Source organism: Streptomyces mexicanus (assembly GCF_902506575.1).
Lineage (GTDB): Bacteria > Actinomycetota > Actinomycetes > Streptomycetales > Streptomycetaceae > Streptomyces > Streptomyces mexicanus.
The window spans coordinates 706,206-721,606 of the sequence record NZ_LR732544.1; the positions used below are offsets into that span (position 1 = coordinate 706,206).

Sequence of the window (15,401 nt, forward strand, 5' to 3'; positions counted from 1 at the left end):
CGTGGACATCAACCGCCTCACCCAGAAATCACAGGAAGCCCTGCAGGACGCCCAGACCAAAGCGGTGCGCTACGGCCATGTCGAGGTCGACGGCGAACACCTGCTGCTGGCCCTGCTGGACCAGCCCGAAGGACTCGTCCCCCGGCTGCTCACCACGGCCGGAGCCGACCCCGACCAGACCCGCGCCACCATCGAGGCCGCCCTCGGCCGCCGCCCGCGCGTCTCCGGTCCAGGCGCCAGCCCCGGGCAGGTCTACCTCACCCAGCGCCTCTCAAAGCTGCTGGACGTCGCCGACCAAGAGGCCAAGCGGCTCAAGGACGAGTACGTCTCCGTCGAACACCTCGTCCTCGCCTTCATCGAGGAAGGCACCGACACCGCGGCCGGCCGAGCCCTTCGCGAACAGGGCCTGAACCGAGAACGCTTCCTGTCCGCCCTCACCGGCATCCGCGGCAACCAGCGCGTCACCTCAGCCACCCCCGAATCGGCGTACGAGGCGCTCACCAAGTACGGCCGCGACCTGGTCGCCGACGCCCGCGCCGGCAAACTCGACCCCGTCATCGGACGCGACGCCGAGATCCGCCGGGTCGTGCAGATCCTGTCCCGCAAATCCAAGAACAACCCCGTCCTCATCGGCGACCCCGGAGTCGGCAAGACCGCCATCGCCGAGGGCCTGGCCCAGCGCATCACCCACGGCGACGTCCCCGAGGGCCTGCGCAACAAGACGATCTTCGCCCTGGACATGGGCTCCCTGGTCGCCGGCGCCAAGTACCGCGGGGAGTTCGAAGAACGTCTCAAGGCGGTGCTGCACGAGGTCACCGCCGCACAGGGCCGCATCCTGCTCTTCGTCGACGAACTCCACACCGTCGTCGGCGCGGGCGCCGCCGAGGGTGCGATGGACGCCGGGAACATGCTCAAACCCATGCTGGCGCGCGGCGAGCTGCACATGATCGGCGCCACGACCATGGACGAGTACCGCAAGCATGTCGAGAAGGACGCCGCCCTGGAGCGCCGCTTCCAGCCCGTGATGATCGACGAACCTTCCGAGGAGGACGCGATCTCCATCTTGCGCGGCCTGCGGGAGCGTCTGGAGGTCTTCCACGGCGTCAAGATCCAGGACAGCGCGCTGGTCGCCGCGGTCACCCTCTCCCACCGCTACATCTCCGACCGCTTCCTGCCCGACAAGGCCATCGACCTCGTCGACGAAGCCTGCGCCATGCTGCGCACCGAGATCGACTCCATGCCCGCAGAACTCGACGAACTCACCCGCCGCCTGCGCCGCCTGGAGATCGAAGAAGCAGCCCTGGCCAAGGAAGAGGACGCCGCCAGCAAGACCCGTCTGGAGGAACTGCGCCGCGAACTGGCCGACCTGCGCGCCGAGTCCGACTCACTGCGCGCCCAGTGGGAGTCCGAACGCCAGGCCCTGCGCAAGGTCCAGGCCCTGCGCGAGGAGATCGAACACACCCGCCACGAAGCCGAGGAAGCCGAACGCGCCTACGACCTCAACCGCGCCGCCGAACTGCGCCACGGCCGCCTGCCCGACCTCACCCGCCGCCTGCAGGACGAGGAGGAACGCCTCACGGCCAAGCAGGGCGGACGCCGCCTGCTGCGCGAGGTCGTCACCGATGAGGAGATCGCGAACATCGTCGCCCGCTGGACATCCATCCCCGTCAGCCGCCTCCTGGAAGGCGAACGGCAAAAACTCCTGCGCCTCGACGAGATCCTCCACGAACGCGTCGTCGGTCAGGATGAGGCCGTCCAGCTCGTCGCCGACGCCGTCATCCGCGCCCGCTCGGGTGTGAAGGACCCGCGCCGCCCCATCGGCTCCTTCCTCTTCCTCGGCCCCACCGGCGTCGGCAAGACCGAACTGGCCAAGACCCTCGCCGCCGCCCTGTTCGACACCGAGGACAACATGGTCCGCCTCGACATGAGCGAATACCAGGAGCGGCACACCGTCTCCCGCCTGGTCGGCGCCCCGCCCGGCTACGTCGGCTACGAAGAAGGCGGCCAGCTCACCGAGGCCGTCCGCCGCAAGCCCTACAGCGTCGTCCTGCTGGACGAGGTGGAAAAGGCCCACCACGACGTCTTCAACACCCTGCTCCAGCTCCTCGACGACGGCCGCCTCACAGACGCCCAAGGGCACACCGTCGACTTCCGCAACACCGTCGTGATCATGACCAGCAACATCGGCTCCCAGTACCTGCTGGAAGGCGTCACCCCCAACGGAGAGATCAAGGACGAGGCACGCGCCGCGGTCATGGGCGAACTGCGCCGCCACTTCCGCCCCGAGTTCCTCAACCGCGTCGACGACGTCATCTTGTTCAAGCCCCTGACACTGCCGGAGATCGAACGCGTCGTCGACCTGCTCACCGACGACCTGCGCCGGCGCCTGGCCGACCGCCGCCTGACCCTGCACCTGACCGAGCCAGCCCGCCGGCACATCGCCGCCGAAGGCTTCGACCCCGTCTACGGCGCCCGCCCGCTGCGCCGCTTCATCCAACGCGAACTCGAAACCCGCATCGGCCGCGCCCTGCTCACCGGCGACATCCCCGACGGCGCCACCATCACCGTCGACCTCACCGACGACCACCTCACCGTCACCTGGGCCCCCGAGACACCAGGCACCCCAGCAGAAGCAGCGTGAACAACCAAAGCAGGACAAAAACCTAAAAAATCTTGACCTGGCATGCATAGACATCCGAAGGTCCGGAAACAACCGGAATGTCGGGACAGTCGGGAACCGTGCAGGAGAGGGAGGTGGTTGGACCCTGATCACTACAGTTCCACGTCAGGAACACGAACGCTGGACGAAGCGGCTTTACACGTCCGGCCGCCTCGCCCGCGTCCCCGAACACCCGGCGTAACGGCGGCGACCTCCGTCTCGCCCGGGCCACGCCCGCCGCAGCACACGCCACAGACCTCACAACTGACGCGCTCCGCCAACGCCAAGGCCCTACAGGCGGAGCACACCGGGCCTGGGGAAAGCAGGCAGAGGCCCCGGCAAGCGGCGTGCGTGGCCGGCACGCCGGCAGTTCACGACCAGGTCCCCAGGGTGCCCTGGGGGTCGCCTATGCCGCAGAAGGGAGGGCAGACCCATGACTCGACCGAGGTGGCTTCTTACACCCCTGGTACTCGGCAGCGGCCAGTATGCACCCAGCAGGCACCCGCGGCCGAGCGAGATCTGGACGGACGTCGACTGGTACGACCGCCTCCGCGCCCGCTGGCTGCCTCTCCCGCTCCCAGTGGGCCGCGGCGGCTGACACGCGCTGCGACGGACTGCACTGTTCTGCGAGTCCCGCGTAGTGCCGCTGGATGAGCCATCAGCATCCGGGGTTGCTTTCCGTTTCGCCTATGCCGGTGTGCGCGCCCGAACACGCTGTGAGGTCCGCGCCGATGGGCCCTGCGCCCGCGGCGTACGGGCAGGGCACGGGTGCTGCACCGCTTGAAAGAACGGTGCAGCCGACCTGGCGCCGCCGCGGGGACTGCGCGGAACTCTCCGGGTATCCAGGCGCCGACGGGGAGCCGGGCCCACCGGCTCGCCCGTCCAGGGGAGCATCCTGCACCCCCCGGCGGCCGCATCACCGGTTCCCCGAACAGCTCATAGACGCTCGCTGGGGAAGGTCACGCACCACGACGGACACCACCGCGAAGATCACGGTGGTCACCGCGATGCCGACCATCACCAACCGCCCATGCAGGCGCCTCCTTGCCCGCGCGCAGGTGATGACGTAGCTGAATCACGCGGCCAGGGCGGAACTCAGCCTCCAGCCGGCTCGGCACAGGCTTCGCGACACCACCGCGAGCATCCACGCACGGCCCAACGAACGATCAAGGCACTTCACCGCCGCGATATCACCCGAGCGGCTTACCGACTTCGCGCTGAGCGTGCGAAATCCCCCCGATCGGCCGTACATCAGAGAAGGTTCTGCCCGCCGCGGTCCTGTGATCACTGCTTCACCGGGAGGCGTCAGCGGTCAGCGAGCTCCCCATCGAGCCACCGAGCGACGCGACCTTTTAGAGATGCCCGCACGCGCAAAGGATGAACCGGATACCAGCACCGCGATCGGGCAGGCGGCCCTGTTCTCGAACGCTCAGCGAGCCGGGCCGAGATTTTGGAACGGATCAGTTCGCATCACAAGGAGCATCATCTGCGGGTGTACCTCCGAGACGGCCAGCGCGGTCCCGCAGCAGGGCCGCGAGCCCGTGCGGGTTCCCTACGGACAGAGCGAGGCGGACATACGGGCTCTGCCAGTGGTCGAAGTCGATGACGAGGGCAGGATGGTTCTCCATCAGCGCGACGAAGTCGCGGCCCCTGGCATGTCTCAGCTGTCCGGCACACCATCGTCCCGGCCGGAAGCGGTAATGCCGGCCCGGCGCGCCGATCCTCAGCGCCCGCCACCACGACGGCTCGACTCGCACCTCCGCGACGGGCTCCAGCGAGACGTTCAGCGTCCGTTGGCGAGCGGCGAAGGCCAGGCGCCCCGGCAGTTGGACGAGGAGGTGATCACCATCGACCCGCGCCTGTACCAGCACGTCAACTCCCTTCCTTGAGTGCCCTGCTTTCAAAGACGCGCCGTGTCAGCTGGCCTATTCCTGACGCTTTCGGGGTGCTGCGCGGGCTGTCCCAGCACCCCAACGCCAAACTGCGTGACGTCGCCCCGCGTACCCGCTGCGCGGTGGCGGACCTCTCCGCCCTGACCGGTTCCCTCCCGGTTACCGCTCCGCTGGGTCCGTAACGAGGCAGGCGGGCGCCAGGGGTGGCGGTCTCATCGGCGTGCTCGATGCCCCGGCATGACGGCCCGGCCGCGATGCCGGCTTTCGCCGGGAGGCATCCAGCGAACCATAGCGGGAACGCGCTTGGTAGCCGTAGCGCGGCTACGGCACTGACCGGAAGGAGGCCCAGGTGCCCAGCATCACTGGCTTGTTCCAGCAGAGGCTGACCGTGCTTTGGTACACCGCCCGGCGTGCGGCCGGTGGGGCCCTCTCCCGTGGCCTGACCGTTCTCAGCCAGGTCCGCTCCTGCCCGTATTGCCGGACCTGGACCGGGCCGGGGACGGACGTGTGTCCGAAGGGGCATCCGATGCATCCGGTCGGCGTTTCGCGCTTCTCCCTGTCCTCGGGGGAGCGAAAAGATCGTTCCGAAGTGCAGTGAGCGCTCCGTCTTCTCTCCGCGAGGCCGAAACGAAGGAGCAGGGTCATGGCCACCGGCACGGTGAAGTGGTTCAACGCAGAAAAGGGCTTCGGCTTCATCACCCAGGACGGTGGCGGGCCGGACGTGTTCGTCCACTACTCGGCCATCGCCGGCGGCGGCTACCGGGAACTCAGCGAGGGGCAGAAGGTCCGCTTCGATATCACCCAGGGGCAGAAGGGGCCGCAAGCCGAGAACGTCACTCCAGCCTGAAGGACGTCTGGTCCGCCGGCGGCGGGCGCGCTTCGAAGGCCGTTCGGCCGGGCGCTGCGAGGGATGCCCGGCCCGCGGGCGTACGCGTGGAAGCTCTCCGCCTGCTTGGCCTTCCGGTCAGCGGTACCCGCTGGATGATTTTGGGGTGTCAGCCGCAGGCGGTTGAGAACCTCCCATGACTCCACAGGTCCTCTGAGTGACCCGCTTGCCAGGCCGGGGCGGCACCCTCGGGTCCGGCCGCTCTGTGTGCCCAGGGGGCGGGGGTGTGCTGGGGCTGCACATTCGGCGAGAGACTGGGTACCGGGGAAAGGGCATCGAAAGGTGCTGTCGAGACTCTTCCGACGAGCCGGAGGCGACGATCAATGCAGCACCACGAGTTCCTCGCGCGTGTACGTGAGCTCGGCGAATACGGCAGCCAGGACGAAGCCGCGCACGTCACCGAAGCCGTCCTCCAGACGCTGGCCGAGCGGATCAGCCCCGGGGAGGTCGACGATCTCGCCTCCCAGCTGCCAGGAACGCTCGGACGGACACTTGCCGAGGCCAGGCCCGAGCAGGCCGAAAGCTTCGGTGTCCAGGAGTTCTGTCGCAGGATCTCTGAGCGCACCGGCGCCCGTCCGCGCACAGCCGAGTGGGACGCCGGCGCGGTCCTGTCCACTCTGGCCGAGGCGGTCAGTGGCGGTGAGCTCAACCAGATCCTCAGCCAGCTCCCCTCCGGCTACGCAGCCCTGTTCGGCAAGGCTGACCTCGCCGACTGACCTGCCCAGACCGTTTCCCACGTTCGGTGAAGGCGTAGTCGGCTGCGCAGCCGACAGGACCGTGTTCCGAGGACTTGCGCGTCGGGCCTGGCCGCCTGGCCTTGGCAGCTCCCAGGACTCCACCGCGGACCACAAAACGCGCTGAAACCCGCTCGAGGGCCAGGTGCTCCTACAGCGCGAGCGGATCGTGGGCAGGTGCTGCTTCATCGATCATGGTGTCGATCGCGCCGGCAGCGGCCGCGTCCTGCAGCGGCGGGACTGTGCGGGCACCGACGTCGAAGACAGCGGTGGTATCCGTCATGCGGAACCTCTCGGTTGACGGGTCAGCATCTGGTCACCGGCGTACACAGGCGTCGAACGAGGCCGCGTAGGGAAGACGGGCCGCCCTCTACAGGACAAAAGGACCCATATAGAGCCGGGTCCGCTCCTGCTACTGCCACGGGCAGTGAGTCCCTGACGGCGTGCACGTTCACCGAGCCCGACGGCGGTTCCTCGCCCGTGCCGACCAGGGGTGTCCGTGTGGCCGCAGAACCACGGGCGGCAGCCCGGTGCGCCGATCGTGCTGGCATGGTAGACAGCCGGGTACCCGGACAAGCAATGGTGCAGCCGAAGGAGAGGGCGGCGCGGGTGGACGAGTTCGATGTGGACGCTGTTTTACAGCAGGCCCTGGACCGCCTGGCGCTCTTGGCAGAGGTGACGACGGCGCTGGGCAGCACCTTGGACGCCGATGAGGGCCTGCGACGGGTGTGCCGGATCGTGGTCCCGCAGCTGGCCGACTGGTGCGCTGTGGACCTGCTGGAGGGCGATGACCAGCCCAGGCGGGTGTGTGTCACCCACCGCGATCCCCACCTGCTGCCGCCGGGGATGCTGGAGGGCTGCCTGCCGGCGCTGACCGACGACACCCCCGGACCGCTCGCCCGGGTCCTGCGCGGCGCCGGCCCGCTGCTGATCAACGACCCCGGCCACACGCCGCAGCGCACGCATCGCCTGGCCGGCTGGGACCTCGCCCCGGCGCTTGAGGCGTCCTCCATGGTGGTGGCGCCCCTGCGAGCCCGGCGCCGGGTCATGGGCGCCCTCACCCTGGCCCGCACCGGCAGCGAGCGCCCCTACAGCGAGGACGACCTCGCGCTCGTGGAGGACCTGGCCCACCGCATCGCCCTGCACGCCGACAACGCCCGCCTGCACACCGAGGTCCAGGCCACCGCCGAACACCTCCAGCGCGCCCTGCTACCCGACCTGCCCCACGTGGGCCACCTGCAGCTCGCCGCCCGCTACAACCCCGCCCGCAGCGAAGCGGCCGAGGTCGGCGGCGACTGGTACGACAGCTTCACCCTGCCCACCGGCGACACCGCCTTGATCATCGGCGACGTCACCGGCCACGACGTGCGCGCCGCGGTCGCCATGAGCCAGATCCGCAACATGCTCCGCGGCATCGCCTGCGACCGCCAGGAACCGCCCAACATCATCCTGCGCCGCCTGGACCTAGCCCAGCACACCCTGCTGGCCACCACCGCCACCTGCATCTACGCCATCGTCCACGGCCCCGAAGGCGGCCCGTGGGAACTGCACTACTCCAATGCCGGCCACCTCCCCCCACTGCTCGTCACCCACGAAGGCGACACCCACTACCTCAACGACAGCCACGACCTGCTCCTGGGCGTCGACCCCCACCGCCACCGCAGCCACGCCACCGCCCGCCTGCCGGCCCGCTCCACCCTCCTGCTCTACACCGACGGGCTGATCGAACGCCGCGGCGAATCTCTGGACATGGGCCTGACCCGCCTGCGCCAGCACGCCGCCGCCCTCGCCCGCGAACCCCTGCCCACGCTGTGCGACGAACTCCTCGCCGGCCTCCTCGCTGAGCGCTACCCCGACGACGTCGCCCTTCTCGCCCTGCGCCTGCCCCCGCCCGGCCTACGGTGACACCCGCCTCCCAGGTGCGTGCCGACAAGCAGCAACCTGCCTCCTGCCCGCGCGGCCGGCCCGTCCCCGCGACCGACCTGCGGGTGCGCACGGTTCCGTGGCGCGGCTGCTGCGACTGACACACGCCCACCACACGCTCGCGATCGAGCAGCCGGCCCCCCGTGACCCCACTCAGCGCCGCTGTCCAGGTGACATGCGCGGACACCGGTGCTCTGCGGGGCCAGGGGCATCGAGGGAGGACCGTCGCAGGGCTCATGACCTGGGACGGCGCGGGGCTCCGCCCCTGTGGAGCGGAGGGTCGTTTTGGCATCCTCCAGCAGTCTGTGGACGGCGCCGTAGGAACGGCCCGGCTCCTCCGCCAGGGCCCGGATGGATTTCCCGTGTCGTACTTGGCCTTGAGGTCGGCCGCGAGTTTGGTCACGGTCCGGGCCGGGCGTGATCCGGCGGACCGGAGTCTTGTTCGGCATAAGGTGATTCCTCCCGAAGAGGATGGATGCTGCCATGATCGCGCCAGCCGGTGGCGGCCACCGGTTCGGCGGAAGAACCGGACGGCAGTGGACGGCTGGTGCCCCCTGGCAAACAAGCGGCCGTCACCCTCGCATCACTCCTGATGTGGGCGTGAGCCATCCTTGCCGCCGGCCTGCGACGGGCGTGAGGAAACCCCGCCCCTGATGTGTCAGGGACGGGGTTCGTCTCGAGCGCCGGGCAGGCCTTGCACCTGCATCTCCCGCAGGAAGCGGGGCGTCTTGGACCACCAACGCACCAGCCCGCCAGACCGGAATTCCGGCCGCGTGCTCAAGATCAACCATTTACGGAAGGGTCAAGGGCGAGCCGAGTACGGTCACCTGCGTCCAGCGGGAACGGCGTGACGGTCCGACCGAGTTGGTCGGCGCCGTCGACTCCGGGCCGGAACCGGTAGGAGCCCCAGACGACCTGTGCGATCTCGTCCGGCGTCGGACCACCGGCGAGTCCGGGTACCCGAGTACGGTCGAAGTCGTCGCGAATGATGAGTCGTATGCTCAGCCGGCCCAGCTGGGCCGGACCATCGAAGCGGACGTAGAGCAACCCATCTGACTGCTCAAGCCTCAGCCGAAGCTGTGGAGTCAGCGCGTTATGCCACCGGTCCCGTTCGATCTGAGCAACAGATGCCGCGGTGTCGTTCGCCTCACGTGAAGCCTTCCAAGCGCCGAATGCAGCGAGTCCGCTGAACACGGCTGAAGCGGCCGCGATAGGTGTGTCTGCGATGCCCATGCGGGACTGTAGCCCAGATGGCGCAGTTGCCATGGGGCGCACCACTACACCTACAGGAAACCCAAGATCATTCCCACGCAACTACAGGACCGCAGCCCAACCACCCGAACAACTAAACCGAACACGCAACCAGGCCACGCCCAACACACCCGAACACAGCCGCTCCAACCATCCCCAGTCCCAACCCCAAAGACAGGACACCAGTCCCGAACGACCAAGCCCCCTGAAAATCAGGGCTCCGTCACACCGCAATGAGCTGCTGGACGCGCCCGAGGCCGGGATGGTCTGGGAGCCCGGCGAGGAAGCGTGGGAAGCGAAGCTCGCCGCGCTCCGGTCGTACCGGCGGGCCACCGGGCATCTCGCGCCCCGGCAGGACGCAGTGTGGACCGACCCCGCTGACGGGACTCAGGTGCCGATCGGGCAGCACATGGCCAACCTCCGCCGGAAGGGAGCCAAGAACGGCCTGGGCAAGGACCCCAAGCGGGCAGAGCAGCGCGCGGCGCAGCTGGCCGCGATCGACCCGGACTGGAACTGCCCGTGGCCGCTGGACTGGCAGCGGCACTACCGCATGCTGGCGGACCTGGTCGAAGCCGACGGCAGCCTGCCCGAGATCCAGCCCGGCGTGCTCATGGACGGCGACGACATCGGCAAGTGGCTCCAGCAGCAGAAGCAGCCGGCCGTCTGGGCGCGGCTCCTGCCCGAACAGCAGGAGCGGCTGTCGACGCTCGGCATCAAGCCGCTGGAGGCGCCGTCTCCCGCCCCGGCGGCCAAGCGTGCGGCGAAGGGCCCGAGCAAGGCGCAGGCGGCGTTCCAGCGGGGTCTGGCGGCCCTCGCACAGTGGGTGGAACCGGAAGGCGCCGACCGGCCCGTCCCACGCGGCGCGGTCGTCGAGATCACGGTCGACGGCGAGACGGAACCGGTGGTCGTCAAGCTGGGCGTATGGGTCTCCAACACCAAGTCCAGGCGCGACAAGCTCACCCAGGAGCAGCGGGACGCTCTGCGAGAGCTGGGCGTGGATTGGGCGTAGTGCTGTCGAAGAACGGAGCCGGGTGGTCGAGGAACGCCGCCACGAGTTCCGGTGGACCAGGCGGTTCAGCAGACCGCCGAACAGCGGTCCCCGCGCACTGCCACGGAGGCCAGCGGGACGAACGCGTCGATCTCGATCGCCTTCGCCGTCGGCAGCGGCAGGTTCTCCAGGTCGGCGTCGCTGATCGGGACGATGTGGTCCCGGCTGACCTCGTAACCCTTGCTGATCTCGCCCTGAGCGACCTCACGGTCCTCCAGCTCGCAGACCTTCTTGTAGCGGACCCGGCCCATGTCGGCCAGGTGATACTGGCGGAAGCGGATCGAGTGGTCGTCGGTCGCGGACTGGACGTGGACAGGGACCGTGACCAGGCCGAAGCTGATCGCACCCGACCAGATCGTCCGAGGCATCAGGGCACCCTCCACCGTCAGGCCCCGAGCACCACCAGCCTATGAGCATCACACTCCTGCCGCGACACCGTCCTGCCGGGCGGGAGGAGTGACTGCTGGCTAGGCTCCCGGTTCCGCTGCTGCCCATTGATCGTCATCCGGACAGCGACCGCTACCGAGGGTCCGTCGCCCGCTTGAGGCCGTAGTAGACCCGGGTCCGAGCACGCCGCGGGCGCGCAGCTCGTCAAGGTCGGGAAGACGGACGCCGGGCAGCCCGTCGATGAGGTCGGCCTGGGAGGCGCGGATGCTGTACGCGGGAGCCTCGGGGCCAGGACCAAGAGCGCGGCGAGCAGTCACGTGATCATCGTACGGTCGTCCGGTCTGCAAGACCTGCACCTCTTGGAGAAGGTGCAGGTCTCGTCTCATGTGTGGCTGCTGGAGCCGCCTTGTCGCCGGCAGTTCCAGCAGCCGGGGAGCCTTCCATCCGTGTCAGCAGCGTCAGGCCCTCGCCAGGTCAACGAGAGCCGACCGGCTGCTGTCACGGTGTCACCGGCTGGTTGCAGCGGCCGGTTACCGCGTCAGCGGTGGCGGTGGCCGCCCCAGGAGACGGAGTCGACGAGGCGGTGGTGGTTGTTGCGCAGGGTCGCGGTGTCGGAGTCGTTGTTCCACACGTAGGTGCGGCGGTCCTGGTAGACGTCGTGGCGGGCGTCGCGGCCGATGCCGGTGTGGACGCGGACGGTCGAGCGGCCGGCCAGGCGGTAGTGGTGGAAGGTGTAGGTGTGCCCGGACCCGTCGGACAGCGTCCAGCCGTCCAGGTTCACCGAGTTGCGGGTGGTGTTGGTGATCTCCACCCACTCGTTGTTCAGGGAGCGGTTGGAGCGGTCGTCGCGGCCCGGCGAGTCGTACTGCACCCGGCTGATCTCGACGCTGGAGCGGTGGGAGCGGTGGTCGGCCGCGGACGCCGGCACGGCGATCGCCGCGGTGACCGCGGCGGCGGTCAGCGCGGCAGCGGTCAAGCGGCGAGCAGTCGTGGATACGGTCACAGGTTCCCCCTGCATGGTGCGGGCACCACTCCCCCGGGCTGTCCCTGGGCCGCGCATGGCGGGCCCGGGGACCGGGGGGTGTGGTGCGGTGTGCTGGTGCGGGCCGGTCGGCCAGCGCCCTCACACTCTGCCGACGGCGTGAAGCCGATGCGGGTGAAACGTGAACCGTGTTACAGACTGCCCATACTCCTGTGACCCTCGCATGTAACGTCCATTCATGCGCGGTATGCCCGAAGTTGACGCCTCACCGGGCCGTCCAGGCCTGCAGCAACCGGCTCCTGACACCTGTCCGCCGGGTGGCGCCACCCCGCCGGGCAGCAAGCCGTCACCCAAAAGTGGGTAACAGCCGTCCCCAGTCGCCGGCCTGTGACGGACGTGAAGAAACCCCGCCCCTGACAGGTCAGGGACGGGGTTCGTCTCGAGCGCCGGGCAGGCCTTGCACCTGCATCTCCCCGCAGGAAGCGGGGCGTCTTTCCTTGGACCACCAACGCACCAGCCCACCAGCCGGAACCCGGCCGCGTGCTCAAGATCAACTATAGCGGATGCGCGCATCGGGATGATCTACCGGATCAGGGCTCCCGCCACGTCCCGGCCGCAGGGCGGCCCCTGCCCAGGGCGCTGCGTGCGGGGGCCGCCCAAGCCCTGCGTCCTGTCACCACAAGGCACTACGACGCTAAGACGCCGCAGCTGATCACGCTCGTCATGCTTGTCAGACGGGTAAACCCGGCGGCTCGGTTCAGGTGGCCATGTCACTTGCTGCTGGTTGTCGCGGTCGGGTCATGGGTCGAGTGTGCAGAGCTGCGCGCCGGAAGCGGTGGTTTGGTGGCTCGGGCTGTCCTGATGCACCTCGTCCACGGCAGGGCGGCGGTCAGAAGCCATTCCACTCGGTCGGCAAAGCGCGGCTCGGGAATGGGGAGCTCCACGCTGGGGTGGCGAGTGTAGTGGCGGGTGATGGTGTCAGCGACGTAGTTGGTCAGGGCGTCGATGCGGTGGCTATGGGGTCGCGGACGCTCTCCAGGAGCCGCGCAGAGTCGGCTGAGCGTGCGCAGCACGGTGGGGAGGCTGTCGTCGAAGCTGATCTCCCGTGGCGGGCGGGTGCCCGCCACGGGAAGGGTGTCGGGGTACGCGGTGGCTTCCAGGTGGGCCTGGTGTCGGTAGAAATCGGCGGCGTGCTGTTCGCCGCGGGCTTGGTGGTAGAGGAACAGGGAGTAGCAGGCGGGGGCGTGGCTGTCTCCTGCGGCGTATTGCCACCAGAAGCGGGCGCCGTCTTCGATGCCGGCGACGTGCAGTGTGCAGCCCAGGAGCCAGGCGGAATGCAGGTCGGGGATCTGGTCGGTGAGGAAGTCCAGCCTGTCGGGGGTAAGGGTGGCGATGGCTGTCTCGCACAGGGTGTGCAGGTGCTGGGCTGCGGTGCGGTCGTGCGTGTGGCTGGGCCGGTGCCCGGCGTCGGGGAGTTCTGCGGGGTAGGGGGCGTCTTCGTAGGGGACGGTGTCGTCAGGGACGTCGGGCTGGGGGCGAAGGCGGGCGCGGGCGAGGAGCTGGTCGATGGCAGACATGGCGAGCGGGGTCACTCCGAGGTCGGTGCGTTCAGGAGGGCTTCGACGGTGGCGCGGGCGTGGTGGCCAGTGGCGTGGGTGAGCGCGGGGCTGATGCCAAGGGTGTGGGCGATGCGGGTGTCGGGCATGCCGCACAGGTACTGCAGGACGGCGAGGTCCATCTGGTCCTCGGGCAGGCGGGCGATGGCGTCGAACAGGTCGATGAGTTCGGTCAGGGCGACGAGATGCCCGGGATTCGTGGTGTGGTCGTGGACCTCGCGGGTGGAGAAGACGGCGGCGCGCAGATCCGGGTGGCCGTCTGTATGACGGGGTGCGCGGATCATGACGCGTGAGCGGAACATGCGCCAGGCGTAGCGGTGGATGTTGGCGCTGGCGGCGGCCTCGTTCCAGCAGATCCAGAGCATGTCGAAGGCTTCCGCTACGACCCAGTGGGCGCGTTGGTCGGTGAGGAGGAAGGCACGGGCGTAGTCGGTGTAGGCGCCTTGGACGTCTTCGGTGAACGCTTGGTAGGGCAGAGGTGGTTCCTCGCCGTCGTGGGCGACCTGTTGTATGGAGTGGCGGATCCAGTCGTTGTCTTTGTGTGCTTCGCGTGCGGCCACGGTCCACAGTCGGCGCAGGGGTCGGGTGGGCAGGCCAAGGGCGCGGGTGACGCTGAAGGTGATCTCCCAGGCGGGGTAGTAGCCGTTGCCGCGCAGGAGTTCGCTGATGCGTGTCTTGGAGTAGCCAGAGCGGTCGACTATGTCGTCGAGCGTCAGGCCGCTGGCGAACAAGACGCTGCGGACCGGCTCGAGCCAGGCGCGGTGCGACGGACCCGCGTGCGGCGAGATCGGTGCGGGTGGCCGACCGCGTCTGGCCGTGTGGTGCAGCGGCGGGGGCTGGGCCGGGCCGAGCCCCTGGTGCGCGAGGACGGCCGGGAGTCGGATGTGTTCTCCCTCATCGGGCCGAAGCGGTTCGACGCGCCGTGGAAGGAGATCGAGGCGCAGGGCTACAATCGTGGTCCGGCCCTCGACGCGCTCCACCCAGGCGTGCGGCAGGCCGTGGTCGCCGTGGCGGGCGCCGAGGATGTTCCCGCAGATGGACCCGGTGGAGTCGCTGTCGCCCGAATGGTTGACGGACAGCAGCAGGGCGCGCTCGACGTCGTCGGGGGCGACGAGGGCGGCGTAGACGCCGATGGCCAGGGCCTCCTCGGCGATCCAGCCCGCGCCGAGCTGCTGCAGCCGCTCCGCGCTCGGGGCGCCCTGGGCGGCCAGGTCCAGCGCCCCGTGCAGGGCGGCGGTGGTCTCCTCGTGGCCGGGGTGGCGGGCCAGCAGCCGCAGGGAGCGCAGCACCGCGCCCTCGATCGACTCCCCGGTCATCAGGCAGGCGACGATCGCGGCCAGGGCGCCGGCGGCGTAGTAGCCGGTGGGGTGGCCGTGGGTCATCTGGGCGCAGCGCGCGGCAGCGTCGAAGGCGTCCTCGGGTGCGGCGCCGGTCAGGCCGAACGGCGCCGCACGCATCACCGCGCCGCAGCCCTTGGAGTCGGGGTTGATCGGTCCGGGCGGGCCGAGGGGGGCCGCCGGGTCGGGCACGAAGTCCAGGGCGAGCCCGGACAAGCAGGCGTTGCCCGGTGCGCGGCGCGCGAACAGCCACGCCTCGGTGACCAGACCGTCGCGCGGGCCGGTGTAGGAGCCGCCGGCGGGCCCGATCTCGCCCCTCTCCGGGCTGCCCGCGTAGTCCTGCGTCGCCAGCCAGCGCTCGTAGGCCCCGCGGATCCGGCGGAAGGCGTCGGCGCCCCGGCGACCTGACGGCCGCTGCGCGTGGGCCCGGCGGATGCCCTCGGCGGTGAACAGGGTCATCTGGGTGTCGTCGCTGATCAGGCCGACGGCGCCGGAGCCGGTGGTCACCAGGCCGGTGACGCCGCGCGCGCCGTGCGCGGCCCGGATCCCGTCCAGGGCGCTGAACTCGATCGGATAGCCGAGGGCGTCTCCGACGGCGCCGCCCAGCAGGCAGCCGCGCACTCTGGCGCGGTACACCGCCGTCGACTCCCAGGACGGCCTCCACGGCTCGTTCATGCGCCCCTCCT

At 69.6% G+C, this 15,401-nt stretch carries 10 protein-coding genes and 3 pseudogenes; 5 read left to right on the plus strand and 8 right to left on the minus strand.

Translation table 11 applies throughout. The annotated features are described in order from the left end of the window. Window position 1: 1 nt before the first annotated feature. Window positions 2–2,641, plus strand: coding sequence for an ATP-dependent chaperone ClpB (gene clpB, locus GV126_RS03305; protein ID WP_159673274.1), 2,640 nt, complete (start codon window positions 2–4; stop codon window positions 2,639–2,641). A gap of 1,478 nt (window positions 2,642–4,119) precedes the next feature. On the opposite strand, the gene GV126_RS03310 is transcribed toward clpB, so the two are convergent. Next, the gene (locus GV126_RS03310; protein WP_159662510.1) at window positions 4,120–4,530 is read right to left on the minus strand and encodes a hypothetical protein; all 411 of its coding nucleotides are present in this window, start codon (window positions 4,528–4,530) and stop codon (window positions 4,120–4,122) included. Window positions 4,531–5,194: 664 nt separating this feature from the next. Between GV126_RS03310 and GV126_RS03315 the strand changes: the two genes are divergently transcribed. Both GV126_RS03315 and GV126_RS03320 read left to right on the plus strand, forming a co-directional pair. Next, the gene (locus GV126_RS03315) at window positions 5,195–5,398 is read left to right on the plus strand and encodes a cold-shock protein (protein WP_159662512.1); all 204 of its coding nucleotides are present in this window, start codon (window positions 5,195–5,197) and stop codon (window positions 5,396–5,398) included. A 362-nt stretch (window positions 5,399–5,760) separates the two neighbouring features. Continuing rightward, entirely contained in the window at window positions 5,761–6,153 is a 393-nt protein-coding gene (locus tag GV126_RS03320; protein WP_159662514.1) for a DUF2267 domain-containing protein, read from the plus strand. Window positions 6,154–6,322: 169 nt separating this feature from the next. Here the strand turns inward: GV126_RS03320 and GV126_RS37080 are convergent, their stop codons facing one another. Then, window positions 6,323–6,454 carry a hypothetical protein gene (locus tag GV126_RS37080; protein WP_268977392.1) on the minus strand — a complete coding sequence of 44 codons (132 nt, stop codon included), beginning with the start codon at window positions 6,452–6,454 and terminating at the stop codon, window positions 6,323–6,325. A gap of 326 nt (window positions 6,455–6,780) precedes the next feature. Between GV126_RS37080 and GV126_RS03325 the strand changes: the two genes are divergently transcribed. Further along, entirely contained in the window at window positions 6,781–8,076 is a 1,296-nt protein-coding gene (locus GV126_RS03325) for a PP2C family protein-serine/threonine phosphatase (protein ID WP_236569857.1), read from the plus strand. Here GV126_RS03325 and GV126_RS36195 read toward each other — a convergent pair. Together GV126_RS36195 and GV126_RS03335 are read right to left on the minus strand one after the other, a co-directional pair. Continuing rightward, entirely contained in the window at window positions 8,019–8,579 is a 561-nt protein-coding gene (locus tag GV126_RS36195; RefSeq protein WP_328707324.1) for a helix-turn-helix domain-containing protein, read from the minus strand. The two genes, GV126_RS03325 and GV126_RS36195, sit on opposite strands and share 58 nt — an antisense overlap. A 298-nt stretch (window positions 8,580–8,877) precedes the next feature. Next, entirely contained in the window at window positions 8,878–9,327 is a 450-nt protein-coding gene (locus GV126_RS03335; protein ID WP_159662518.1) for a hypothetical protein, read from the minus strand. Between the two features lie 247 nt (window positions 9,328–9,574). Here GV126_RS03335 and GV126_RS03340 point away from each other — a divergent pair. Further along, window positions 9,575–10,354: pseudogene (locus tag GV126_RS03340) on the plus strand (helicase associated domain-containing protein); the annotation flags it as partial. A gap of 101 nt (window positions 10,355–10,455) precedes the next feature. On the opposite strand, the pseudogene GV126_RS03345 reads toward GV126_RS03340, so the two are convergent. From GV126_RS03345 to GV126_RS03365, 4 genes and pseudogenes are all read right to left on the minus strand, one after another. Continuing rightward, window positions 10,456–10,761: pseudogene (locus GV126_RS03345) on the minus strand (Ku protein); the annotation flags it as partial. A 557-nt stretch (window positions 10,762–11,318) separates the two neighbouring features. Then, window positions 11,319–11,798 carry a lamin tail domain-containing protein gene (locus GV126_RS03350; protein ID WP_159662522.1) on the minus strand — a complete coding sequence of 160 codons (480 nt, stop codon included), beginning with the start codon at window positions 11,796–11,798 and terminating at the stop codon, window positions 11,319–11,321. Window positions 11,799–12,532: 734 nt separating this feature from the next. Further along, a complete protein-coding gene (locus tag GV126_RS03355; protein ID WP_159662524.1) occupies window positions 12,533–13,339 on the minus strand; it encodes a hypothetical protein in 807 nt (268 codons plus the stop codon). A gap of 968 nt (window positions 13,340–14,307) precedes the next feature. After that, window positions 14,308–15,390, minus strand: a pseudogene (locus tag GV126_RS03365) (ADP-ribosylglycohydrolase family protein); the annotation flags it as partial. Window positions 15,391–15,401 lie beyond the last annotated feature (11 nt).

Bases quoted from the DNA above. Each gene is read 5' to 3' on its own strand.
- GV126_RS03335 (WP_159662518.1), bottom strand. From the start codon at position 9,327: ATGGGCATCGCAGACACACCTATCGCGGCCGCTTCAGCCGTGTTCAGC.
- GV126_RS36195 (WP_328707324.1), bottom strand. From the start codon at position 8,579: ATGGCAGCATCCATCCTCTTCGGGAGGAATCACCTTATGCCGAACAAG.
- GV126_RS03315 (WP_159662512.1), top strand. From the start codon at position 5,195: ATGGCCACCGGCACGGTGAAGTGGTTCAACGCAGAAAAGGGCTTCGGC.
- GV126_RS03350 (WP_159662522.1), bottom strand. From the start codon at position 11,798: ATGCAGGGGGAACCTGTGACCGTATCCACGACTGCTCGCCGCTTGACC.
- GV126_RS37080 (WP_268977392.1), bottom strand. From the start codon at position 6,454: ATGACGGATACCACCGCTGTCTTCGACGTCGGTGCCCGCACAGTCCCG.
- GV126_RS03355 (WP_159662524.1), bottom strand. From the start codon at position 13,339: ATGTCTGCCATCGACCAGCTCCTCGCCCGCGCCCGCCTTCGCCCCCAG.
- GV126_RS03320 (WP_159662514.1), top strand. From the start codon at position 5,761: ATGCAGCACCACGAGTTCCTCGCGCGTGTACGTGAGCTCGGCGAATAC.